The organism is Mycobacterium sp. ACS4054, from assembly GCF_001667275.1.
In the GTDB taxonomy this organism is placed as follows: Bacteria; Actinomycetota; Actinomycetes; order Mycobacteriales; family Mycobacteriaceae; genus Mycobacterium.
This window is the reverse complement of sequence record NZ_LZHV01000061.1, coordinates 387,536-410,419: the sequence shown is the minus strand read 5'-3', so window position 1 is coordinate 410,419 and position 22,884 is coordinate 387,536. Positions and strand designations below refer to the sequence as shown.

21 protein-coding genes are annotated in these 22,884 nt (G+C 68.4%); 10 read left to right on the top strand and 11 right to left on the bottom strand.

The genetic code is table 11. The features are described from left to right. Nucleotides 1-219: 219 nt before the first annotated feature. The 4 genes from A5730_RS20545 to A5730_RS20530 all read right to left on the bottom strand — a co-directional run bounded on the left by A5730_RS20545 (nucleotide 220) and on the right by A5730_RS20530 (nucleotide 4,281). Entirely contained in the window at nucleotides 220-1,170 is a 951-nt protein-coding gene (locus A5730_RS20545; protein WP_067904552.1) for a 4-(cytidine 5'-diphospho)-2-C-methyl-D-erythritol kinase, read from the bottom strand. 59 nt (nucleotides 1,171-1,229) lie between these two features. After that, complete coding sequence (gene rsmA / locus A5730_RS20540; protein WP_067904437.1) at nucleotides 1,230-2,171, bottom strand: 16S rRNA (adenine(1518)-N(6)/adenine(1519)-N(6))-dimethyltransferase RsmA; 942 nt, start codon at nucleotides 2,169-2,171, stop codon at nucleotides 1,230-1,232. Beyond that, nucleotides 2,135-3,262, bottom strand: a complete 1,128-nt coding sequence (locus tag A5730_RS20535; RefSeq protein ID WP_197281225.1) for a resuscitation-promoting factor — start codon at nucleotides 3,260-3,262, stop codon at nucleotides 2,135-2,137. The genes rsmA and A5730_RS20535 overlap by 37 nt, the downstream gene beginning before the upstream one ends. Before the next feature lie 167 nt (nucleotides 3,263-3,429). Next, the gene (locus A5730_RS20530; RefSeq protein ID WP_067904434.1) at nucleotides 3,430-4,281 is read right to left on the bottom strand and encodes a TatD family hydrolase; all 852 of its coding nucleotides are present in this window, start codon (nucleotides 4,279-4,281) and stop codon (nucleotides 3,430-3,432) included. Nucleotides 4,282-4,300: 19 nt separating this feature from the next. Between A5730_RS20530 and metG the strand changes: the two genes are divergently transcribed. Beyond that, nucleotides 4,301-5,842 (top strand): methionine--tRNA ligase, encoded by a 1,542-nt coding sequence (metG, locus tag A5730_RS20525; protein WP_067904431.1) that lies wholly within the window; start codon nucleotides 4,301-4,303, stop codon nucleotides 5,840-5,842. Here the strand turns inward: metG and A5730_RS20520 are convergent. After that, entirely contained in the window at nucleotides 5,839-6,204 is a 366-nt protein-coding gene (locus A5730_RS20520) for a nitroreductase/quinone reductase family protein (RefSeq protein ID WP_067904428.1), read from the bottom strand. The two genes, metG and A5730_RS20520, sit on opposite strands and share 4 nt — an antisense overlap. A gap of 19 nt (nucleotides 6,205-6,223) precedes the next feature. Further along, complete coding sequence (locus A5730_RS20515) at nucleotides 6,224-6,688, bottom strand: DUF1772 domain-containing protein (RefSeq protein ID WP_067904426.1); 465 nt, start codon at nucleotides 6,686-6,688, stop codon at nucleotides 6,224-6,226. 101 nt (nucleotides 6,689-6,789) lie between these two features. Here A5730_RS20515 and A5730_RS20510 point away from each other — a divergent pair, with 101 nt between their 5' ends. Continuing rightward, the gene (locus A5730_RS20510; RefSeq protein WP_067904424.1) at nucleotides 6,790-7,380 is read left to right on the top strand and encodes a TetR/AcrR family transcriptional regulator; all 591 of its coding nucleotides are present in this window, start codon (nucleotides 6,790-6,792) and stop codon (nucleotides 7,378-7,380) included. Between the two features lie 158 nt (nucleotides 7,381-7,538). Then, nucleotides 7,539-7,901, top strand: coding sequence for a PAS domain S-box protein (locus A5730_RS20505; RefSeq protein WP_055405609.1), 363 nt, complete (start codon nucleotides 7,539-7,541; stop codon nucleotides 7,899-7,901). On the opposite strand, the gene A5730_RS20500 is transcribed toward A5730_RS20505, so the two are convergent. From A5730_RS20500 to A5730_RS20485, 4 genes are all read right to left on the bottom strand, one after another. Further along, entirely contained in the window at nucleotides 7,898-8,914 is a 1,017-nt protein-coding gene (locus tag A5730_RS20500) for a polysaccharide deacetylase family protein (protein WP_067904422.1), read from the bottom strand. The two genes, A5730_RS20505 and A5730_RS20500, sit on opposite strands and share 4 nt — an antisense overlap. A gap of 13 nt (nucleotides 8,915-8,927) precedes the next feature. Further along, entirely contained in the window at nucleotides 8,928-10,925 is a 1,998-nt protein-coding gene (locus tag A5730_RS20495; RefSeq protein WP_067904418.1) for a hypothetical protein, read from the bottom strand. A gap of 99 nt (nucleotides 10,926-11,024) precedes the next feature. Then, entirely contained in the window at nucleotides 11,025-11,735 is a 711-nt protein-coding gene (locus A5730_RS20490) for a TetR/AcrR family transcriptional regulator (protein WP_067904415.1), read from the bottom strand. Between the two features lie 125 nt (nucleotides 11,736-11,860). Next, nucleotides 11,861-12,538: a TetR/AcrR family transcriptional regulator gene (locus A5730_RS20485; RefSeq protein ID WP_067904412.1), complete on the bottom strand. Its 678-nt coding sequence runs from the start codon at nucleotides 12,536-12,538 to the stop codon at nucleotides 11,861-11,863. 642 nt (nucleotides 12,539-13,180) lie between these two features. On the opposite strand from A5730_RS20485, the gene A5730_RS20480 reads away from it, so the two are divergent. From A5730_RS20480 to A5730_RS20460, 5 genes are all read left to right on the top strand, one after another. Beyond that, nucleotides 13,181-14,371 carry a PPE family protein gene (locus A5730_RS20480; protein ID WP_067904409.1) on the top strand — a complete coding sequence of 397 codons (1,191 nt, stop codon included), beginning with the start codon at nucleotides 13,181-13,183 and terminating at the stop codon, nucleotides 14,369-14,371. 37 nt (nucleotides 14,372-14,408) lie between these two features. Next, a complete protein-coding gene (locus tag A5730_RS20475; protein WP_055402669.1) occupies nucleotides 14,409-14,978 on the top strand; it encodes a dTDP-4-dehydrorhamnose 3,5-epimerase family protein in 570 nt (189 codons plus the stop codon). Between the two features lie 65 nt (nucleotides 14,979-15,043). After that, nucleotides 15,044-16,546, top strand: coding sequence for a sugar transferase (locus A5730_RS20470; protein WP_231994736.1), 1,503 nt, complete (start codon nucleotides 15,044-15,046; stop codon nucleotides 16,544-16,546). 6 nt (nucleotides 16,547-16,552) lie between these two features. Further along, a complete protein-coding gene (locus A5730_RS20465) occupies nucleotides 16,553-18,016 on the top strand; it encodes a flippase (RefSeq protein WP_067904404.1) in 1,464 nt (487 codons plus the stop codon). Beyond that, nucleotides 18,013-19,929, top strand: a complete 1,917-nt coding sequence (locus A5730_RS20460) for a glycosyltransferase (RefSeq protein WP_067904401.1) — start codon at nucleotides 18,013-18,015, stop codon at nucleotides 19,927-19,929. Before A5730_RS20465 ends, A5730_RS20460 begins: the two co-directional genes overlap by 4 nt. A 33-nt stretch (nucleotides 19,930-19,962) precedes the next feature. Here the strand turns inward: A5730_RS20460 and A5730_RS20455 are convergent, their stop codons facing one another. After that, the gene (locus tag A5730_RS20455; RefSeq protein WP_067904400.1) at nucleotides 19,963-20,832 is read right to left on the bottom strand and encodes a hypothetical protein; all 870 of its coding nucleotides are present in this window, start codon (nucleotides 20,830-20,832) and stop codon (nucleotides 19,963-19,965) included. Nucleotides 20,833-21,009: 177 nt separating this feature from the next. On the opposite strand from A5730_RS20455, the gene A5730_RS20450 reads away from it, so the two are divergent. Together A5730_RS20450 and A5730_RS20445 are read left to right on the top strand one after the other, a co-directional pair. Continuing rightward, nucleotides 21,010-21,828 (top strand): methyltransferase domain-containing protein, encoded by an 819-nt coding sequence (locus A5730_RS20450; RefSeq protein ID WP_067904399.1) that lies wholly within the window; start codon nucleotides 21,010-21,012, stop codon nucleotides 21,826-21,828. An 11-nt stretch (nucleotides 21,829-21,839) separates the two neighbouring features. After that, complete coding sequence (locus tag A5730_RS20445; RefSeq protein ID WP_197506303.1) at nucleotides 21,840-22,883, top strand: glycosyltransferase family 4 protein; 1,044 nt, start codon at nucleotides 21,840-21,842, stop codon at nucleotides 22,881-22,883. Nucleotide 22,884: the final 1 nt, after the last annotated feature.

Here is a 22,884-nt window from a genome sequence, read left to right as displayed (position 1 = left end):
GCGCCCCCCCGCCCCCCCCCCCCCCCCCGGGGGCCCGCCCCCCGGGGGCCCCCCCGGGGGCCCTAAACGGGGGGGGGCCCCCCCAGGGGTTCGGCGGCGCGGGTTGGGGGGGGCCCCCCACGACAATAAGTGTTCTTGCTCAGCACTACCCGTCACCGCGCATTATCTTAAACTCCTCTTAGGGAACAGCCCAAACGAATGCGCGTTTTGGGTCGATTTTCACACTTCGGTGGGCGCGGGAACGACGCGCGCCCCGGCGACCGCCCCGCTGGCGACCCGCACCGTGCGGCAGACGCCCGCGCCGGAGACCTCGGTGCCCACGTCCACCGCCGTGCCCGCCGAGGGGCATAGGAAGGCGCACGTCGGGCCCGAGCCGGACACGATGCCCGCCAGGGCGCCCGCCTCGACGCCCGCGCGCAGGGTTCGGCGCAGCTTCGGGTTCAGGCTCACCGCGGCCGCCTGCATCTCGTTGCCCAGCAGGGCCGCCAGCTGTTCGGGGTCGCCGGCGGCCAGGGCCGCCAGCACCGGGCCGGGGCCGTCGAGCCGGGGCGGGTCCCCGGCCTCCCGCAGCCGGTCGAGCTCGGCGAACACCTTGCGCGTGAGCAGCTCGCCGTCGGCGAACGCCAGCACCCAGTGGAACGTGTTGCGGGACAACACGGTCGCCAGCTCCTCGCCGCGGCCGGTGCCCAACGCGGTGCCGCCGTGCAGCGCGAACGGCACGTCGCTGCCCAACCGCGCGGCGAGCATGCGCAGGTCGCGTCGCGGCACGTTGAGCTCCCACAGCGAGTTCATGGCGACCAGCACGGCCGCCGCGTCGGCGCTGCCACCTGCCATCCCGCCGGCGACCGGGATCGACTTGTCGATCATGATCGAGACGTCGGGCGCCCGGCCGACGTGTTCGGCCATCAGCTCGGCGGCCTGCCAGGCCAGGTTGCGTTCGTCGGTGGGCAGCTTGTCCGCGCCCTCGCCGACGAGCTCGAGCGAGAGCACGTCGGCGTTGCGGACCGTCACCTCGTCGAGCAGCGAAACCGCCTGAAACACGGTCGTCAGCTCGTGATAGCCGTCCTCGCGGCGGTCACCGACCGCCAGATACAGGTTGACCTTCCCGGGCACTCGAACCGTGACCGACCCGGTGGGCACCCACTGGGCGGCGGTATTGCCGCCAGTCATGTCGACCACCGCAGCAGACTATCGCTGCGACCGGCCAACCACACGCAGCGGCGCCGCCCTCAGCTCGGGGACGGCTGCTGTTGGGTCGCGGGCGGGGTGGTACCGGCCGATCCGGTCGACCGCCGCAACAGCCGCACGAAGTCGTCGATGGACAGCGTTTCACCGCGGCGGGCCGGGTCGATGCTGGCGGCCAGCAGCCGGTTCGCCGACTCGTTGCCCGAGCCGGCCCACTCGATGAACGCGTTGCGCGCCGTCTTGCGTCGCTGCGCGAACGCGATGTCCACCAGTCCAAACACCTGTCGGCGGAACGCCTCGTCGGTGGGCCAGGGCGCGGCGGCGTAGCGGTCGATGCGGACGAGCCCGGAGTAGACGCGCGGAATCGGCCAGAAGACGGTCGGCGACACCATGCCGCAGCGTCGGACCGTGCCGAAGAAGCGGACCTTGACGCTGGGCACGCCGTATTCCTTGCCGCCGGGTTCGGCGGCAAGGCGTTCGGCCACCTCCGCCTGCACCATGACGGTCACGGTCCTGATGGACGGAAATTCGGCGAGCAGACGCAGCAGCGCGGGCACCGCGACGTTGTAGGGCAGGTTGGCCACGACCGCGTTGGGCTGCGCGTCAAGCTCGTCGCCGCGCAGGGTCAACACGTCGCGGTTGACCACGGTGAGTCGCTGGCTTTCGCTGTGCGAGCGCTCGGCGACGGTTTGCGGCAGCCGCTCGGCCAGCACCGGGTCGATCTCGACGGCGGTGACGGTGGCGCCGCGCTCCAGCAGGGCCAGGGTCAGCGAACCCAAACCGGGACCGACCTCCAGCACGTGGTCGGACCGACCCACGCCGGAGGTCGAGACGATCCGCCGGACCGTGTTGGCGTCGTGAACGAAGTTTTGGCCGAGCGATTTCCGTGGCCGGAAGTCAAGTTCTTTGGCAAGCCGCCTGATCTCGGTGCGACCGAGCAGCCGAACGGTCAGCTCGCACCAGCTCTTCCGCTGCACACCGGCCACGCACCCCAGCCCTGACGCGCCCGCGTCACCTCGGCCACGGCGATCTGCTCTTCCCGAGTCGCCAGGTCGGCGCGCGCGGCGAACCGCAGCCCGCCGTTGCGCTCCCAGGTGCCCTGATCGAACTGCACACCGCCGTAGTAGCCGTTGCCGGTGTTGATGGCCCAGTTCCCGCCGGCCTCGCAGCCCGCGATCGCGTCCCAGATGGAGCCGTTGGTCACCGGCGGCACGTCGGTGCCGGGCTTGGTGCCCACCCGCACCACGGCGTCGCGGGCCGGGGTGATCACGGTGTTGGCGATCGGCAACCGGCCGGTCTCGACGCCGTTGACGGTGGCCACCGCGAACGTGACGTCCTGGGTGCCCGGGCTGCCCGGGTCCTCGACGACCTGGCGGCTCATGTTCATGTCCGGGTCCTCGACACGGCGGGCGTTCGGCTGCAACGGCATTCGCTCGGTGACCCGCTGGATCCGGTTACGGGTGACCTGGATTTCCATGCCGTCGACGATGGGCGAGGACGCGCTGGGCGTGGCCTGATCGCCTTCGAGGAGCGGCGCGCCGGCGGCGCTCAGCAGGCCGGCGACGTTGGGCGCCGGCAGGTGGACCGTGCGGGTCGCGCCGCCGTCGGTGATGCGGACGGTCTTGGCGCTGACGACGGGCAGCGCCATGCCGGCCAGCGGGACCCGGCTGCCGCGGGAGGCCGCGGCCGGGGCGGTGTCGGTCATGGCCAGCTGGGCCAGCGCCTCGTCGACGGTCGACGCCGTCGTCCACACCTGCTTGGTGTCGTGGCCGTCCAGCGAGATCTGCAGCGGACGGCTGCGGCGCAACACGATGTTGGCGGCGTCGTGCACCTTGACGTCCCCCGCGGGGTACAGGTCGTCACGCTCGTCGACGGCGAAGCCGTTCTCCTGCACGATGTCGATGACCCGCGACTTCATGGTGGTCACCCGCATCGCGATGCCGTCGACGGTCAGCGTCACCGTCTTGCACGCGGAGACCGCGAAGCCGCCGGCGCACGCCAGAACTACCAGCAGGCCTCCGACGATCAGTCGCAGCATCGGGGAGGGGGTCTGATGAAGTTTTGTTAATACAGTCAACGCGCGTCTATCCCGAACACAGCAAGCACTCCAACGACCTAATCAGCACCAAGCGACAAATAAGGGCCCGTAGGCCCCATCCCTTTCGATCACAAGACGGTAACGAACCGGCCAAAGTTGAGCAACTCCGGCGAGGGGTTGTTAACGCAATCGTCCCGTCGGGCGACTTATGCCCGAGCCATTCCGTAGACCCGCCGGGCGTTGCTCGTGGTGGCCCGCGCCAGCTCTTCGGCGGGACGACCCACCAATTCCGCGATCGCTCGCACAGTATAAGGAAGGCAATACGGTTCGTTGGGCGACCCGCGGTAGGGATGCGGCGTCAGGAACGGCGCATCGGTTTCCACCAACAGCTGGTCCAGCGGGATCAACGGAATGGCTTCGCGCAGGTCGCGGGCGTTGCGGAAGCTGGCCGTCCCCGACAGGCTGAGTAACCACCCGGCGTCCACGCAGCGGCGGGCCATCGCGGCGTCCGACGAGAAGCAATGGAAGATCACGGTGTCGGGAGCGCCCTCGGCCGCCAGCACGTCGAGCACCTCGGCGTCGGCCTCGCGGTTGTGGATCATCAGCGGTTTTCCGCACCGCTTGGCCAGGTCGATGTGCCACGCGAAGGCGTCGCGCTGCGTGTCCGGTCGCGCGCAGCCGTCGAGCCGGCCGGGCCAGTACAGGTCCAGGCCGGTCTCCCCCACCGCCGCCACCCGGGGATGCGCCACCAGGCGCTCGATCTCGCTGCGGGCGTCGTCGTCCAGCGCGTCGGCGCGGGTGGGGTGCAAGGCCACCGCGGCGTAGACGCGCGGATCCCATTCGGCGGCCCGCGTCACCCAGCGCGCCGAATCCAGGTCGTCGGCGATGGTGACCACCGCCCCCACCCCGACCGCCTCGGCCCGGTCGGCGATCGCGCGCACGTCCTCGGCGTCGCGCGCGCCGCACGCGTCCAGGTGGGTATGGGCGTCGATCAGGGGCGCCAGCGGCTCCGGGGCGGGCGGGGCTTCGCGTTCTCGTCGGTTGGAGCTCACGCGCACACAATAAGGTGGACTCTCGATGAGGCCCTTCTACGTCACCACCGCGATCACGTATCCCAACGGCAATCCGCACGTCGGGCACGCGTATGAGTACGTCGCGACCGACGCCATCGCCCGGTTCAAGCGGCTCGACGGCTTCGACGTGCGATTTCTGACCGGCACCGACGAGCACGGCCTCAAGATGATGGAGACGGCGGCGGCCGAAGGCATCCCGACCGCCGATCTGGCGCGGCGCAATTCCGACATCTTCCAGCGGCTGCAGGAGAAGCTGAACATCTCCTTCGACCGGTTCATCCGCACCACCGATGCCGATCACCACGAGGCGTCCAAAGCGATCTGGCGGCGGATGGAGGCGGCCGGCGACATCTACCTGGACAGCTATGCCGGGTGGTACTCGGTGCGCGACGAGCGATTCTTCGTCGAATCGGAGACCGCCGAGGTCGACGGCATCCGGGTCGCCGTCGAAACCGGCACGCCGGTCACCTGGACCGAGGAGCAGACCTATTTCTTCCGGCTGTCGGCGTATACCGACAAGCTGCTGGCCCACTACGAGGCCAACCCCGACTTCATCGCGCCCGACGTGCGGCGCAACGAGGTGGTCAGCTTCGTCTCGGGCGGCCTGCGGGATCTGTCGATCTCGCGGACGTCGTTCGACTGGGGCGTGAAAGTGCCCGAGCATCCCGATCACGTCATGTACGTCTGGGTGGACGCGCTGACCAATTACCTGACCGGGGTGGGCTACCCCGACACCGATTCGCCGATGTTCCAACGCTATTGGCCGGCGGATCTGCACATGATCGGCAAGGACATCATCCGTTTCCACACGGTCTACTGGCCGGCGTTTCTGATGTCGGCCGGGATCGATTTGCCGCGTAGGGTTTTCGCGCACGGCTTCCTGCTGAACCGGGGCGAGAAGATGAGCAAGTCGGTGGGCAACGTCGTCGACCCCGTCGCGCTGGCGGATACGTTCGGCGTGGACCAGCTGCGCTATTTCCTGTTGCGGGAGGTGCCGTTCGGCCAGGACGGCAGCTACAGCGAAGAGGCCATCATCACCCGGATCAACACCGACCTGGCCAACGAGCTGGGCAACCTGGCCCAGCGGTCGTTGTCGATGGTGGCCAAGAACCTGGACGGCGTGGTGCCCCAGCCCGGTGAGCTGACGGCCGCGGACGCCGAGCTGCTGGCGACGGCCGACGGGTTGTTGGATCGGGTCCGCGTCAGCTTCGACGGGCAGGCCATGCACCTGGCGTTGGAAGCGATCTGGCTGATGCTCGGCGAGGCGAACAAGTACTTCTCGGCCCAACAGCCGTGGGTGTTGCGCAAGAGCGACGCGGAGGCGGACCAAAAGCGTTTCGCCACAGTGCTTTATACGACGTGCGAGGCGGTTCGCATTGCGGCGCTGTTGATTCAGCCGGTGATGCCCGATTCGGCGGGCAAGCTGCTGGATCTGCTCGGCCAACCGCCCGAGCAGCGCGGGTTCGACGCCATCGGCACCCGGCTGGCGCCCGGCACGGCGCTGCCCGCGCCGGCCGGCGTCTTCCCGCGCTACCAGGTCGACTAGCCGGTTGCGAGGCGGACGCGAATGGTGACGCGTCCCTTGGCGTCCCGGTGAGCGATCGCATGGCCGGCGCGTTCGGTGCCATCCAGCGTGAGCGACAGCGGGGCGCCTTCGCCGACGAAGTTGCGCCACCACGTCTTGGTTTCCGGCATGTTCGCGACGATCTCGACATCGTCGCCGTGGCGGCTATAGGCCACCGGGATCGAGAAGGTCCGTCCCGAGCGCCGGCCGGTGTAGGTGACCAGCGTGATGCTGCGCCGGAGCCGTGCGCCCAAGCGCGGCGAGGACGCAATCGCCGCGACCGGCGTGTTCAACAACGGAGCCGCGCGCATCACCAGGCGACCGACGTTCTTGGCTATGGACATTTCTATTTCCCCTTTCGGTTCAAACCAGCATTGACAGGCACAGCGCGGTGACCGCCAGGCCCTGCAGGGTGGCCCTGAGCGTGATCACCTTGTCCCAGTCGCGTTGCAGCGCCCGAGCATCGGTGGGCAGCTCGGGCCGGTCGGCGCCGGCGATGAGTTGCCGGTTGATCGGCGCGCTCACCTTCAGGTAGAGCAGCAGCCACACCAGCAGCAGGGCGACCGCGGCGCCGGCCGCGCCGGCTTGCGCCCAGCGGCCGAAGGCGGAAGCGAGCGCCGCGCTGATGACCGCCGCGGCCAGGCCGAGCAGGCTGGGCAGTCGCATCCGGCGATCGCCGTAGCGATGCACGTTGCCCATCACCGCGAGCAGGGCGTGGTCGTCGACTCGGGCCAGCGCGGGCCGCTGCACCATCGCGCAGAACACGTCGGTGCCGTAGACGACCCCGGTCCCCAGCACTGCAATGACCGCGAACAACGTGGCAACCATGATGCGACTCCTCGTCTCCCGTAGGTGTTAGCAACGCTAACCCTTGGAAATCGGTCTGTCAATAGCATCGCTAGCGTTGATATCGGCGCTAGTATTACCGCATGGCCATCGAGGACCGCCGGGCACGCGAACGGGCGGCCCGCCGCGCGCTGATCACCACCACCGCGCGCAAGCTGGCCGAGGAAGAGGGCTGGGACGCCGTCACCACCCGTCGGCTGTCCGCCGAGATCGAATACAGCCAACCGGTGCTCTACAAACACTTCTCCGGCATGGAGGACATCGCCGCCTCGGTCGCCGTCGAGGGATTCGGCGAGCTCGCGCACGCGCTGTGCGGCGCCCGCGGCGACGCCACCGACGGGCGGGATGCCCTGACGCGGGTGGCCCGGGCGTTCATCGGGTTCGCTCGGGACAATCCCGCCCTGTTCGACGCGATGTTCACCCGCGCGACGACGCTGCCGTTCGCCGCCGAGGACACCCCGGCCGAGTTGGCGGCGGCCTTCGCGGAATTGCGGGCGGCGGTGGCGATGGTCGCGGGCCCACGGGACCCCGACACGCTGACCGAGGTCGTGTGGGCCGCCCTGTACGGTCTGGTCACGCTCGAGCGCGGCGGGCGGTTACGCCCGGATCAGCACGCCGCCCGACTCGAGATTCTGATCAGCGGATTCTGCGGCGCCACCGCCTCGACGGCGTGAGCCCCGAACTCCGGTACGGGTCCAACGCATCGCCGGAAACGGAACGCGCCGGAACATCCTGCGGGCGCATCTGCGCCAAGACCTCGTGTATAGCCTATGTTATGCGCCATAATCGGCCGGTGGAGCGACGACGCAATCGGCATCACGAGGATTCGCCGATGACGACTTTGAAGCAGCTGCCGGCGTTGGTTGTGCTCGAGCGGATTCCGATCCCCGTGCTGGCCATCGAGAACGACGGCGCCATCCTGTTTTCCAACGCCGCGTTCGCCGAGATGATGGGCTACGAGCCGGAAGAGGTCTTGTCGCTCCGGTTCCACCAGATCTTCCATCAGGCGCCGGAGTCGGAGTCGTTGTTATCGGTCGTTCATTCCCTGGCGAACATGGTCGTCGAGCTGGCGCACAAGGACGGTTCGGTGGTGCGAGCCCTGATGAGCAAGTCGGCGGCGATGCGGGCCGACGATCAATTCGTCCTCGCGGCTTTCCAGGATCTGACCGAGCAGTTGTGGCAGGACGACCGCTAGCCGCGGTGCCCGCCGGAGCGGCGCGGTAGGCCGCCGGAAACCATCAGCCGGAAATGGCCGAAAGACGAACCGCTGGACACCGCGAGGCGCGGCAACGCCAGCGGGTCGCAACGACGGTCGGCCAAGCCCGCCGTGGCGGCTAGCGCCCAGCGGATGCCGCGGGCGCGCAGTGCGTCCTTGGCGCGGGCGTCGAAATCCCGCGGCCGCCCGTTGGGGTAGGCGAAAATCGTGACGCGCTGGCCGGTTTCGCGCTCGAGTGCCGCGCAGGAATCCGCGATCTCCCGTTCGACTTTGTCGTCGTCGCAGCGGGCGAGGATCGGGTGGGTCACCGAATGCGGGTGCAGTGTCACCAGGCCGTCGCCGGCCAGCCCGCGCGCTTCGTCCCAGGAGAGCATCCGGAACGGACCACCGTCGCCGTCGTCGCGGTGGCCGAGCGCGGCGAAAATCTCGTCCAGCGCCCTGATCCGGTCCGCGTCGGCCAGGTCCTTACACGCCGCAACCGCGGCGGCGTAGGCCCTGCCGCGGTTGGTCACCCCGGCGAGCGAGCGAACGCCCAGCCCCAACGCGGCCAGGTCGACCTCTTGTGCGGTGGTGCGGGCGATCGCGAGCCAAAGCCGGTCCGGCCAAAGGATTTCGCCGCCGTCCAGCGGGCCGGTCGCCAGGAACACCGCCGCGGGCAGCCGCAGCTCGCGCAGCACCGGAACGGCGTGCGTGGCCAGGTTGCGGGTGCCGTCGTCGAACGTGATCGCCACCGCGCGGGGCGGCAGCGTCCCCTCGGCAAGCCGATCGAGGGCCTCCTGCAGCGGGAGGACGTTGAAATGCCTACGCAGATAAGCCAACTGACGGCGGTAGCGCGCCGCACCGAGCACGTGCCCGCAGGGCGGCGACGGCGGTTCGTCCTCCACCCCGTGAAACATCACGATGGCGAGCGCGTCGCGGTGTCGCCGCCGGGCCAGCGCCGGCACCCCGGCGGCGCACAGCAGAGCGGCCACGGCATTCTTGACGCGCGCCATCAGGTGTCAAACGCTAACGGCGCCGCCATGATTCGCGCCTGGTTCGCCACACGATCACCGCCGCGCCGACGATCGCCACAGCGACCCAGCCCGCGCCGAACCACCATAGCCAGCCGAGGTCCGAGTGGCTCTGCGCCCCGGGGGTCGGAGCGGCCGCGGGCGACCGTTCGACGCTCACCGGGTCCTGCCCGCCCGGTGCGGACACCACCGCGACGCCCTTGAGCCGTTGCCAGCGCTTGTTATCGGCGTTGAGCCAGCGCAGCAGCTCGTCGAGCTGCCCGGGCGCCCCATTGGAGGTGGCGACCAGCAGTGACCGGCCCTTGTTGAAAACCGTTTGAAGAGAAGCGAACCGGAGGCCGGGATCCAGCGTGAGCTTGGCGGGCTTGCCGTCGGATTCGGTGGCGTTGACGGTGATCGGGCCGCTGGGCCCCGCGGAAACCGGAAGCACGACGTTGGAGTGATTCCACCCGTCGGCGGCGATCACGATGGCGGGGTCGGACGAGTCGATCGCCTGTTGCGCGGTCGTGACCGTGGTGTAGATCGGCACGGAGCTTATCCGCTGCAGTCCCACCACCAGGTTGATCGCGCGCACCGTGTCGATCAGCGAGTGCGGCTCGATCGCCACCTGCACCCGGGGCATCAGCGACTGCGGCATCGACTGGAAGCCGTCCGGCACCGGCGGCGCGGCCGGATCGCTCTGAATGATGCTGTCGCCGTTGATGTTCAGATTGAGGAGCTGGTTTCCGGCGCCCGCGGTGTAGAAGTCGCCACAGTGTCCGATGTTGGCGGCGACGTCGAGAACCATGTCGAGGCTGGTGTAGCGCTGCAGCAGCCGGTCCGGCACGTCGACCCAGCGGTCGATGGTGCCGTGGCCGTCGGTCGGCCAGTGGTCGATGGTCTCAGGGCCGATCGTCACGGCGATCTGTCCCCCGATGTTCCCGGGCGTCGGGGTGTAGGAGCCCTGCAGATGCACGCGCACGTCGTGTATCGATCTGCCGAACCGGGTCTGGTCCAGTCCGATCGACACCCGCGGCTGCAGGGATGTGGCGTTGACGACGGGCTGGCCCAGTTCGCGCAACGTGACGCTGCCGCCCAGCTGCTGCAGGCTGGGCTTGAGTTGTTCCGCCGCCGCCTTGGAGGACAGGGCCAGCTGCGATACGTCGTTGAACAGCACGGCGGTGTTCGATTCGTCGGACTGCCCAAGGGGTCCCGACATCAGCAACCACGGCACGCCGGTGGCGCCCTGCAGGGAAAGCCCGTTGTCCGGGCCCTCTTTGACGACGATCTGGCGCTCGAGCGATTGCGGGGGCGTCGGGGGCGCCGCCTGTCCCTCGGCCAGCGGCGTCACGATGATCTCGGGCGCCTGCCTGCCATAGCGCGAGGCCACGGACGCGGCCAGTTGGATCGCCGTGTCGGACTCGTTCGCCGACGGCGATTGCGGCAGAAAGATAGAAAGCTTGCGCAGCACGGGCGGCAGGAAATGCGCCACCGTGGTCGGCGGCAGTTCGACCCCGGTGTAGGTGATCGACCCGTTCGCCAGACGCAGCGGGCTCTCCGGGTACAAGCAGAATCCATCCAACGGCACCAGGTAGGACCGCAAGGTCACGGTCATCCACTTGTCGTTGACTTCCGCCCCGGCCAGCGGAATGACTATCGGCGTCTGATCGGCGGTGGGCAGAGTCAATCGGGCGAGGGTGCGCTCGCCCTGGGTCACCGTGAGCTGGCCCGACCGCAGGTTGACCGGCAGTTCGACGGTGGCGTTCAGCGCCGCGGGCGTGAGCCCGTGCAGCACCGGCACGGTCAGCTGTTGGCTGCTCGTCAGCCCCCAGAACTCCAGGGTGGGGGCCGACCCGATGTCGGTCAGCGACAGGGTCGGCGAGTCCGCCGTCGTAACGGGGTCGCGGGCCGCGGACCACGACGCCGGGGCGCTCATCACCAAAAACCCGGCCACAGCGGCCAGCGCAACCACTTTGCCCAGACGTCTCGGGTACATCACCGGAACAGTATGCATTGTCGAAAGCGCCGCAGCCCCACTTACTTAAATCACCGCCTCTTCGACGGCGAAAAAGGATGCGGCACATCCGGCCCGACTTCGCCTTAGCGCGGGGGCCTATCCGATAAGGGGTTCGGTCGCGGCGTCGGGGCGGGCGGAAATGAACGGGGCGTGGCGCATCACTTCGCGACCCAGGAATTGCTGGAAGTAAGGCAGCGAGGCTTCCGTCACGGTGCCGGGCAGCAGAAGCTCCAATATCTGACGCAGTCGCTCGGCGACCCCGCCGGCGGCGATCCGCTTCGGATCGCGGCGCGCTATCGCCTTGAATACCAACCGCGTTCCGAACATGGCGCCCACCAGAAACTCGGAGAGCACCTCGGGGTCGACATCCTTGCGCAGGTCGCCTTCCCTGATCGCTCGCCTCGCCTCGTCGGCGATCTTCACCGCCAGGTCCCCGTAGAAGCTCGCGGCGGCCTCGTTCAATCCGCTTAAGGCAGAGGCCAATTGCTCGGCCGTGCGAACCATTTTGTCGTTATTCAGCACTTCGACGATGGTGAAGGCGCCGTGCAGCATGTTTTCCAGCCCCGGCGATGACGACCCGCACACGTTCCCGAATGCGGTCAGAAGGGTGTCGGAACCCTCCTTCAAGATGTCCGACGCCAAAGATTCCTTGGAATCGAAGTGGTGATAAAGGGCGCCCTTGGTCATTCCGGTCCGCTCGATGATCGCGCCCCACCCGGCGGCGGCATACCCGACTTCCCCGAACACCTCGATGGCCGCATCGAGAATCTTGCGCCGAGTGGCTTCGGATCGGACCTGTCGCGGCACTATTCCTGCACCTCCGGAGTTCGCGTCGGATGCGCGGAGTCGTCTAATTCCACGACCGCAAGTTGCCCAAGGTTAGCAGCCGCCACCGCGACGAGCGGGCAGTCTGACCAACCGCCGCGCGGGTGTTACGCCGAGCCTTCGTCCGTCGAAGTGGCGTTGACGGCGAGGGCCGCACGCCGCCTTAGGAATTGGCGGAAGTAGTCGGTTCGGTCCGGTTGCAGGATCCCGACCAGAAGCAGCATCCAGCAATTCTCCAGGTCGAGCAGGAATCGGTCCGGTTCGTCCAGATTGCTCGTTTTCCTCAGCCCCATGTGCAGGGACACCATCATGCGTCCCACGTCGTCGGGATTGCAGCGTTCGGCGATGTCACCCTCGGTGATGGCCTGCCGAACGACTTCCGATAGGGCTTCCACCCATCCGCTCAGCAGCGTCTTCTGCAGGCCTTCGGAATGCCCGACCGACTCGATCAGGTTCAGGCCGGCCCTGACCAGATCCGTCTTGATGTCTTGAACGGCGATCAGATACGAGAAGTCGATCAGGGTTTCCAGGCCCGAAAGCCCCCGCGTCAGCAGGTCCCCCACGGCGACGGTCGCCGCGGCGATCTGCTTGTTGATGAGCTCCACCGCCAACGCGTGTTTGGACTTGAAGTGGAAATACATCGCGCCCTTGGTGAGCTGGGCCTCGGCGAGGATGTCGTCGAGTCCGACGTCGTGGTACGGCCGGCGGGCGAACTGATGCGAGGCGGCCCGCAGGATCTGCCGCCGCGTCGCGTCGGCGCGTCCATCGGTCGAATGGGTCGTCATCGGTATTGCCAGCTCAGCTCTCGTACGCCCGGAATACACGGCGCCGCGCGCGCGGAAACATGACCCGGGGGGATTGCCGGGGCCCCTCGGCATGGATAACGCGAGCGACCTCGTCGGGGTTTGCGGCCCTGACCTGGTCAATCGCCATCAGGTTGGTGAGCAGGGCATACACCTCGGTTCGTAGGCGGTTCGAATCAACACCGACCGGCCACCCCCGGGCAGTACGTGGGCCACGTCTGAGATTAGCAGCCGGGCCCGCCGCCTTGACGCTCCCGTAAATACCTGTAGTTCAGATCACACCCTCTTTACAAACTATTGGTATGCTTTGTATGCTATTATCAGAAAGTCAGTTTGTGGACGGTCATCTCTCAAACCCCCGGGATCGGGCAAATGAGCAGCCAATACGCCCGCTTTCCGACCACCTGTAGGACGCAAGGGAGAACCACATGCCGGTCGTGACCACTAGGCCACGTGCGCTGGCGCAGTCCGCAGGTAGGGGGCCCAGGAAGGGACTTAGTGCCTTCCCAGTAGCAGGCCAAATACTCTTCGCTGGCGCATATGCCATTAACCATACTTTCAGTATGGATAGTTGCGGAATCCAAGGGTTGGGGTACGGCATGTCCGGTAGGGCCGGGGTCTGACGTGATCGATTTCGGCGCTTTTCCCCCGGAGTTCAACTCCGCGCGGATGTATGCCGGGCCGGGTCCGCTCTCGCTGGTGGCCGCCTCGGTGGCCTGGGACAGCCTCGCCGCTGAGTTGTACACCGCGTCGAGCTGCTACCGGACGGTGATCGCGGGCCTGACGACCGGCCGCTGGTTGGGTCCCTCCTCGCTGACCATGGCGTCCGCCTTCGCTCCCTACATGGCATGGACCGCCGGCGCGGCCGCGCGGGCCGCCGAGACGGCCGGTCAGGCCAGGCTCGCGGTGGAGATCTACGAGGCGGCGTTCGCGATGACGGTTCCCCCGCCGGCCGTCGCCGCCAACCGGGTCCAGCTCGCCACCCTGATCGCCACCAATTTCTTCGGCCAGAACGCCGCGGCGATCGCGGCCACCGAGGCCGAGTACGGCGAGATGTGGGCGCAGGACGCCGCGGCGATGTACGAGTACGCCGCGGGTTCGGCGGCCGCGTGCGAGGTGACCCCCTTCACCCCGCCGCCGGACGTCGCCAACCCGGCCGGCGTGGCCAGCCAGGGCAGCGCGGTCGCCCAGGCCGGAACGTTGGCGGCGACCCACACCACGCTCTCGAACGTTGTCTCCACGGTGCCGAACACCCTGCAGGGGCTTTCCTCACCGGTGAGCGCGCTGACGAGCGGAACCACGGCGGCCACCGGCGGCACCGGCTCGGCCACGTCGTCGCTCATGGACAGCCTGGTGTCCAGCCTGCCCAGCTCCGTGCCCACCTACTTCATGGCCGCGGCCACGCCGCTGTACGGCATGTCCTCCATCCTCGGCATGGCGCAGACCGCGCAAGGCTTGGCGAACGGGGCGATGGCGGCCGCGAGCACCGCGGCGTCGGGGGCGGCCAGCGCGGCGAGCACCGGCGTCGGCGCGCTCGGATCGCTGGGCTCGCTCGGGTCGGGTGTCGCCGGCAGCCTGGGCAGCGCCGCGTCGCTGGGACCGCTTGCGGTGCCGGCGAGTTGGACCAGCGTGATCCCGACGGCGCAGAGCGCCGCGTCCGCGCTGCCGGCCATCAACCTCGCCGGCGCCAACACGCCCCCCAGCATCATGGGCTCGCTGCCGCGCCTGGCCGCCGCGTCGGGCAAGAACCTCGGACCCCGTTACGGCGTCATCCCCACCGTGATGACCCGCCCGCCGTCCGCCGGATACGGATGATCCGGCCAGAACTGCCCGTGATGCTAAGGAGCGGTAAGTGAAGTACACGCCCACTCAGGTCGCCGGCGTGACGATCATTGACCTCGAACCGCAGCGCGACCATCGCGGCTTCTCTTCCCGTTCCTACTGCGCCGACGAATTCGCCAGTCGCGGGCTGACTTTCGACGTCACCCACACGCACATCTACTTCAACTACACCCGCGGCACGGTGCGGGGTCTGCACCACCAGGGGCCGCACGCCCAGACCCAGCTGATCCGCTGCACCCGCGGCGCCATCGCCGCCGTCGCGGTGGACATTCGCCCCGGGTCGAAGAGCTACGGCGACCACACGATGGTCGAGTTGAGCGCCGAGAACTACCGGGCGCTGTTCCTGCCGCCGTTCGTGGCGCACGGCTTCCAAACCCTGGTCGACGACACCGAGGTCAGCTACCAGGTCAGCGGTCCGCCGGCGCCGTTCGACGAGCAGGGATTCCATTGGAGCGAACCCGAATTCGGGATCGTGTGGCCGTTGCCGGTCACGGTGATCTCCGAACGCGATGCCAGTTGGCCCTCACGAACAACCAATTACCCGTCGATCGAGAGTGCAGCGTCATGTCTGAGCCGTTGATGACCCAGGAATCGGTGGATGTCATGTACGTCGAACCAGGGCCGCAGAAGCGGAAACCGGCCGCCATGACGTCGTTGTCCCGCCGCACCACCGCGTTGCCGGTCACCGCCACTTCGGCGCCCGCCCCCGCCGCAAATCCCGTTCGGCGCTGGCAGCACCGGTATTCGCACCGGCTGCGCATCACCGACACGGTGATCGTGTGCGCGTCGGTGCTGCTCGCGCAGCACGTCCGATTCGGTGAAATCGCCAACACGTCGGGTTACTCGGACCTGAGCATGACGCTGCTGTCCCTCCTGTTCGCGGCGCTGTGGCTGTCGTCGCTGGCGGCCTTCCAGACGCGCAAACCGCGGGTCATCGGCGCCGGCATCGACGAGTACCGGCGGATCGGCAGCGCGTCGTTCTGGACCTTCGGAATCATCGCGATGGTGACGCTGCTGGCCAAGGTCGACTTGGCCCGCGGATACCTCGCGATCGCGCTTCCCATCGGCACCATCGGCCTGCTCGGCAGCCGCAGCCTGTGGCGCCAGCACATCACCCGCATGCGGACGCTTGGCCACTGCCAGACCACGGTCCTGGCGATCGGGGACCGGCAGGCCGTTTCCCACCTTGCCCACGAACTGGCCCGCAACCCGCTGGACGGCTACGTCGTGGTGGGCGTGTGCATCCCCGGGTACGGCCCGCCGCGCGGCAACACCATCACCCTCGGCGGCCGCGCGGTGCCGATCCTCGGTGACGTCACCCACGCGGTCGCGGCGATCCAACGCTGCGGCGCCGACACCGTGGCGATCACGCAGACGGATCACTTTGGCATGCACGGGATCCGGGAGCTGATGTGGCAGTTGGAGACCATGGATGTTGACGTCGTCGTGTCGCCCGGGGTGATGGACGTCGCCGAAGCCCGGCTGACCCTGCGCCCCACCGCTGGAATGCCCCTGCTGCACGTCGAAAAGCCGCAATACGAAGGGACGCAACGCTTCCAGAAGCAGGTGTTCGACTTCCTGTTCTCGCTGGCGGCCCTCATCGGCACGGCGCCCATCCTGATCGCGGCGGCCATCGCCATCAAGCTCACCAGCAAGGGCCCGGTGTTCTACCCGGCCGAGCGGATCGGCATCGACGGCAAGCCCTTCACCATGTTCAAGTTTCGGACCATGACCGACGGGGCCGACACCCAGCTCGAGCAGCTGTTGGCCCACAACGAGGGCGCCGGCGGGATGCTGTTCAAGATGCGCCAGGACCCGCGGGTCACCCCCGTAGGCAGGATCCTGCGCAGGTTCAGCATCGACGAACTGCCCCAGTTCATCAACGTGCTCAAGGGTGACATGAGCGTCGTCGGACCCCGCCCGCCGTTGCGGCGGGAAGTCGAAAATTACGACGGCGACGTCAAGCGGCGGCTGTTGGTGAAGCCGGGCGTCAGCGGTTTGTGGCAAGTCAGCGGCCGGTCCGACCTGTCGTGGGAAGAGTCGGTGCGGCTGGACCTGTCGTACGTCGACAACTGGTCGATGTCGGGTGACCTGATGATCGTCGCCAAGACGGTTAAGGCCGTTCTCACCAGTCACGGCGCATACTAGGGAGTCATGACTGAGCCGACGACGCCTGGCGCGGTCGTCCCGTCGGTTCCGCTCTCGCGGATGGCTCACGCGTTCTCGATCCAGCTGATCTGCCGCGCCCTGGGCATGCTGGCCTCGGTGGTCTCCGTGGCGATGACCGCGCGCTACCTGGGCCCGGGACGCTACGGCCTGCTATCCATCGCCGTCCTCTTCATCGCCATGTGGACCAGCCTGGCCGATCTGGGCATCGCCACCGTGATCGTGCGGCGGGTGACCTCCGGGCGGGGCGACCTCGAGCGCCTGGTGCGCGTGAACAGCGGCATGGCCCTGATCTATTGCGTTCCGCTCGCGTTGCTGGCCGCCGGATCCGGGTTGCTCATCTATCGCGACACCGACGTGCGCGTGATGCTCGTGGTGCTGTCGGGGGCGCTGCTGATGCAGACCATGACGACGCGGTTCGAGCCGGTTTTCCTTGCCACCGTGCGGTTCTCCGCGGTGGCCATCTCCGACGTCGTCGGCCGGCTCGGCGCGCTGGGCATGGTCGCCTTCCTGGTCGCCCAACGCGCGGACGTCATCTGGTTCGCCGTCGCGCAACTCATCCCACCCGCCGTGCAGCTGATCATCCAGGGCGCCGCGGCGATGCGGCACATCTCGGTGCGCCCGGTCTTCGCGCCGCGGGAGGCCGTCGACCTGTTGCGGGAAAGCCTGCCGCTGATGGGTTTTCTCGTCGTAGGACTACTGTACTGCCGCGCCGACGGCGTGATCCTGTCCCTGCTGAGCACCCACTCCGAGGTGGGCGTGTACGGGTTGGCCTTCACGATCGCGTTCAACACCATCGTGGTGTCCCTGGTCTTCCTCAAGTCGACGCTGTCGACGGCCACCGAGCTGTTCGCGCGCGATGTCGCCGCGTTCGCCGGCTTCCTGCGCCGCAGCGTGGAGCTGATGTACTTCGTGGCGGTCCCGGTCGCGGTGGTCGGCGCGCTGCTGGCCGGGCCGTTGATCGGGTTGTTCGGTGACAAGGCGTTCATCGCGCGCGGGACGCCGACGCTGGCGCTGTTGTTCGTCGCGGCCGCCGTGCGATTCGTCAGCGGCACCCTGGGCCAGGGTTTGGTCGCCAGCCATCACCAGCGGATCCTGTTGTGGCTGACGGTCGCGACCCTGGTGCTCAACGTGGCGCTCAATCTCGCCCTCGCCGGCCGGTTCGGCGCCGTCGGCCCCGGCGTCGCCCTGGTGTGCACGGAGTTCTTCAACATGGTCGTCAGCAGCTGGTGGCTGCGCCGGCACTGCGGCTACCGTACGCCGGTGATGTTCTTGCTGCGGGTGCTGATACCGACGGGAGCGAGCGCCGCGGTGGCGCTGTTGCTGCAGGAGCATCACGTGATTCTCGTTCTCGCGCTGGCCGCCGTCGTCTATCTGGTCACCAGCGCGGCGGTGGGCCCGTTGCGCTGGTCGGACGTGACTTCCTTGCGTCGAAGTCAGCTGGCGGCATGAAGCGTGAATTGGACCGGCAGTATCTGCAGGCGCCGGCCGGCGACGCAACCGCACTGCCGCCGGGGCGTCCGCTCGCGGTATTGATCGTCGCCGACGACCGCGCCCCGCTCGAAAGCTGCCTGGCCGGCGTCGCCGAACAGCTGCCCGAGCTTCCGGTCTACGTCTACGACCGCGCGGACCGTCCGGAGTCGCCGGCCCGCCACGTTCACTGGGTGTCGGGAACGCCGAAACTCGGCTTCGCCGAGGCGTTTAACGCGCTGGCGGCGCGCGTCCCGGGCGACGCCGACCTGCTGTTGCTGGATGCCCGCGCCCGCCTGCTCGGTCCGTTGACCCGCACCCGGGAACTGCTCGGCCGGCCGCGGGTGGGCGCGGTTTCACCGATGGCGCGCAACGACGCCGTGCCCGGCTGGGCGCCGTGGGACGTCGCGACCCGCCGGCGAACCTTGGTCCGCGAGCTGGCGGCGGGCCGTTCCCGCGCGCGGCGCCGTTCGCCCATCACGGGCCGCTACGCCCGCCAGCCGACCGAAACCCAAGGCGTCGAGGGGGATTTGGACGCCACCTGCCTGGCGATCAGCCGTGCGGCGTGGAACACCATCGGCGGCTTCGACGAAGAATTCGCCGACTTCGGGGCCGCCGCCGACTGGCAGGCCCGGGCCCGCGCGGCGGGCTGGCGGATCCTGCTGGCCGACGAACTGGGCGTCGTCCGCGCGGGGCCCGACGACGTCGGGGGCAGCGCCGCTCGGCGCCGCCGCGAGCAAGACCTGGCGCGAGCCAACACCGCGCTGCTGCTCGAACACCAGCACAGCGTGCATCACGCGGACGCGTACCTGGCGGCGACAAGCCTGCGGGGCCGCTCGCGGCGGACCGCCCGCACCGGCCGGCCCGCGATCGTGATCACCACCAACCGCCTGGTCTACGGCGGCGCCGAACGGCAGAAGGCCTTGCTGGCGGCCGAATTGGATCGCCGCGGCTACCCGGTCACCATCGTCTGCGTGCAACGGTTCGGCCCGATGATCTCCGAGATCCCGGACACCGTGCGCGTGGTGCGCCAGCCGTGGTGGGCGCCCGTCGTCGACCTGCCCGCGGGCCCGGCGGTGCTCATCACCGCCGACACCAACACCGAGGCGGGGTTCGCCACGTTGTGGCGCGCGGCCGGTCGTGATCGGCGCTGGTTGGTCGCGCCGCACGTGCCCCCGGAGGAGGACCGGCCCATCTATTCGCGGCCGCTGACCGCCGCCATGCGCCGGGCCGACGGGTTCATCGTTCTCGCGCAACGGCATTGGGACATGCTGACCGCCCAGCATCGGCTCGGGGGGCGGCGGTTCGTGGCGCCCAACGGCGTCGCCCTGGCCGGCGACCCGGCGCCCCGGACCCGGGCCGCCGGAGAGCCGTTGCACTTGGTCATGCTCTCGCGCATCGTCGAGCACAAGAACCCGCACCTGTTGATCGAGGCGCTCGGCGGCCTGCCCGACATGGCTTGGCGGCTATCGATTTTCGGCGACGGCCCGGACCGCGAGAGGTTGGAGGCGCTGACGCCCGCCGGCTTGCGCGATCGGGTGCGGTGGCGGGGCTGGTCGGCCGGCCCCGGGCCCGCGCTCGCCGATGCGGACCTGCTGTGCGTTCCGAGCCGGTCCGAGGCGTTTCCACTGGTGATCCTCGAGGCGATGGCGCGGGCGGTTCCCGTTGCGGCGTCGGCGATCTGCGCGGTGCCGGAGATGCTCGACTTCGGCGCCGCGGGGTTTCTGGTCGAACCCGTATCGGTGTCGGGATGGCGGGAGACCCTGGCCCGGATCCTGGCGGACCCGGACGCGCTGCCGGCGGTCGGGCGGCGCGGCTTCGAGCGGATGCGCAAGCACTACACCGTGGAGGCGATGACCGACGCCTACCTCGATGCGATCACCGCGGTGTTGTGAAAACGCCCACCGGCAAATGACTTTCACGGGGCGCTAGGCCGGGCGCCGCCGCAGGATCTTCGCCACCGTGCGGGGGGACGTCTTGTGCTGCCCGAACCCGCCGTAAAGAAAGTACCTGGGCTCCACGTAGAGCCGCTCGATGTCGGTCGGCACGTCCTCGAAGTGTTCGGAAAGGGCGGCGTCGACAAAGAACGCGTCGGAACCCGAGTGGGAGTTGCAGCAAACGAGGCGGTAGCCGAAGCGGTCGAACAGCGCGGCGAAACTGCTCAGTGATGCGCCGAAGTAGTCATCGGATTGCCACACATGATCGGGGTCGTAGTCGATCTGGAACTTCACCGGCGGCGGGAACTTGCCGTTGTATTCGACAATGAACAGCTTGGGCCGCAGGCCGTCGGCCAACAACTTCTCGACGAGGTAGATGTCGTTGCCGTCCAGGTCGAGGGAGATCACGTCGACTCCGGTGGCGTCGATGCGGGCCAGACCGGTCCGGGTCAGCGCAAGGATGTTGTCCGCGGTGATCCACGCCTGCTGGTAGCTGAACCGCGGGTGGTCCTCGACGGCGACGGCCAGGTCCTGTCCCCCGACCCAGAAGCCCTTCCAGCCCAGGGCGGCAAGGACCAGCGTGTTGTTCTGCGTCCCGTCGCCGACACCGAATTCGGCGAACACACCGTCGTCGAGCCGGCCGATCCGGCGCAAGATTTCCAGTGTTATCCCGTCCTCGTCGGTCGCCGAAAAGCATCGTTTCCCGGCGCGGTTGAGCGGGTTGGGGTGGTTGGCCTTGAGCGACTGGGAATGGTCGAAAAGGATCAGATCCTTGAGCTGGTCCCGCGTTTCGCCGCCAAGAATGCGCCGGATCTTCTGCCGGAGCGTTTCTTTCGTTGGCGGTGTAGCGCTTCTGGCCATTGGAAGCTAAAGCTATCACGGCAATGGGCGGGCATTCCGCGCGTTCGGTGAATAGCGCTGCTGCACAACGGCCGTCCGCGCCGCAAAATTCGGTGCCGATTTGCTTGCCCAGGGCGTTGACCGTGCCGTAGGTTCTGCATTGTCCCGCGCGGGACAGCTCGGGAGGGTTGGATAGGCGTGCTTTGCCGCATCTGCAGTTCGGGCACCACTCTGGCCTTCACCCGCAAGGTCCTCGCCAAATACGACTGCAAATATTACTTCTGCGACAACTGCGGCGCATTGCAGACCGAAGAGCCGTATTGGCTCGACGAGGCGTATGCCAGCCCCATCGCCGCGGCGGACACCACCATGTTGTGGCGCAATCAATATCTGGCCCGGGCGATGTCGGTGCTGCTTTACTTCTTCTTCGATCGCCACGGCCGGTTTCTCGACGCGGCAGGGGGCTACGGCGTTTTCACCCGGCTGATGCGCGACATCGGCTTCGACTATTACTGGACCGACAAGCACTCCCCCAACCTGACCGCGCAGGGCTTCGAGGCGGACGCGGGCCCCGGACCGCCCTACACGGTCGTCACCGCCTTCGAGGTGATGGAGCACCTGACCGACCCGGTCGGATTCGTCGCCGAACTGCTGGAGACCACCGGCACCGACACCATCGTCTTCACGACCGAGATCTTCGACGGCGGGCCCCCGCCGCCCGAGGAATGGATGTATTACGCCTTTGCCACCGGCCAGCACATCACCTTCTATCAGAAATCGACGCTTCAGTTCATCGGACGGCAATTCGGTCTGCAGTTCCACACCTCCAAAACGCGGTGGTGGCAGCTCGGTGGCATGGGTCTGCACATCTGGACGCGGGCCAAGATCAATCCCGTGGCGTGGCGACTGCTCGCCTCGCCGCGCATCACCGGCCTGCTCGAGGGGTTCCCGCGGCGCGCGCTGGAAACCCGCATGTGGACCGACGCCGATGTCTTCCTGCAGGCCGAGGGGCCATGAAATCGCCTCGGGTGCTTTGGCTTTCGCCGTGGACGCGGCCGGCGGTGCGCGTGCAGGCCGAGGGGCTGCTGCGGCGCGGGGCCGACGTCTTGTTGGTCACCTCCGACCGGCACCCGGAGTCGGATGCCGCCCGCGACTACGAGCTGGTCCTCGATCCGCGGTTCAAGACCGCCGCGACGTGGCTGCCGACCGCCAAGGCGTGGCGCCGGGTGCGGCAGTTTCGGCCCGACGTGGTGATCGCCGAGATCGTCCGCGATCCGCGGTGGATCGCGCTGGCCGGATGGGTTCCCCGCATCCAGGTGGTGCACGACGACCGGCCGCACGACCCAGGCGAGCAGGTTCCCTCCTACGAACGCGCGGTGTTCGACCGGTGGGGCGCCCGCTCCGCCGCCACCATCACCTACAGCAACTACGTCGCTTCCGCCGTCGCCGGGCGCCGTGACGTCGCCGGCACCCCCGTGCATGTGGTGCCGCTCGCCAGTGACATTGACCCGCACCGGGTTCCACCGTTCGTGGGGCCCGAGGGCCGACGCGACTTCGTCATGTTCGGCCGGCTCAACCCGTACAAGAACGTCGACGTGGTGCTCGAGGCGTGGCAGCGCCACATCGTCGGCGGCGGCTGGCGCGGGGACAACCTGGTGCTGATCGGTGGCGGGGACCTGGACGCCGGCGCCCTGCCCAAGCACACCCGCTGGCGCAACGGCAGTTACCGCTACGCCGACGTCATCCCGACACTGGCCGCGGCGAAGGGTTCGGTCTCCCATTACCGGCGCGCGTCACAAAGCGGCGTGCAGGTGCTCTCCATGCAGCTGGGGGTGATGCCGATCGTGTCCACGGCCGGTGGTCTGCCCGAGTACCAACCGCCGGGGTGCCCCCCGGTCGGCGTCGACGACGTCGCGGGCCTGGCCGCCGCCTTCGACCTGTTGGCCGACCCGTCCGTCGCGGCGCAGCGTGGTGCCGAGGCGGCGCGCCACTACGCGCGGCATTGCGACGTCGACATCGTCGCGCAGCGCTTCCTGGAAGTCATCGCCGAGGTGCTCGCCGGCCGGCGCTGAC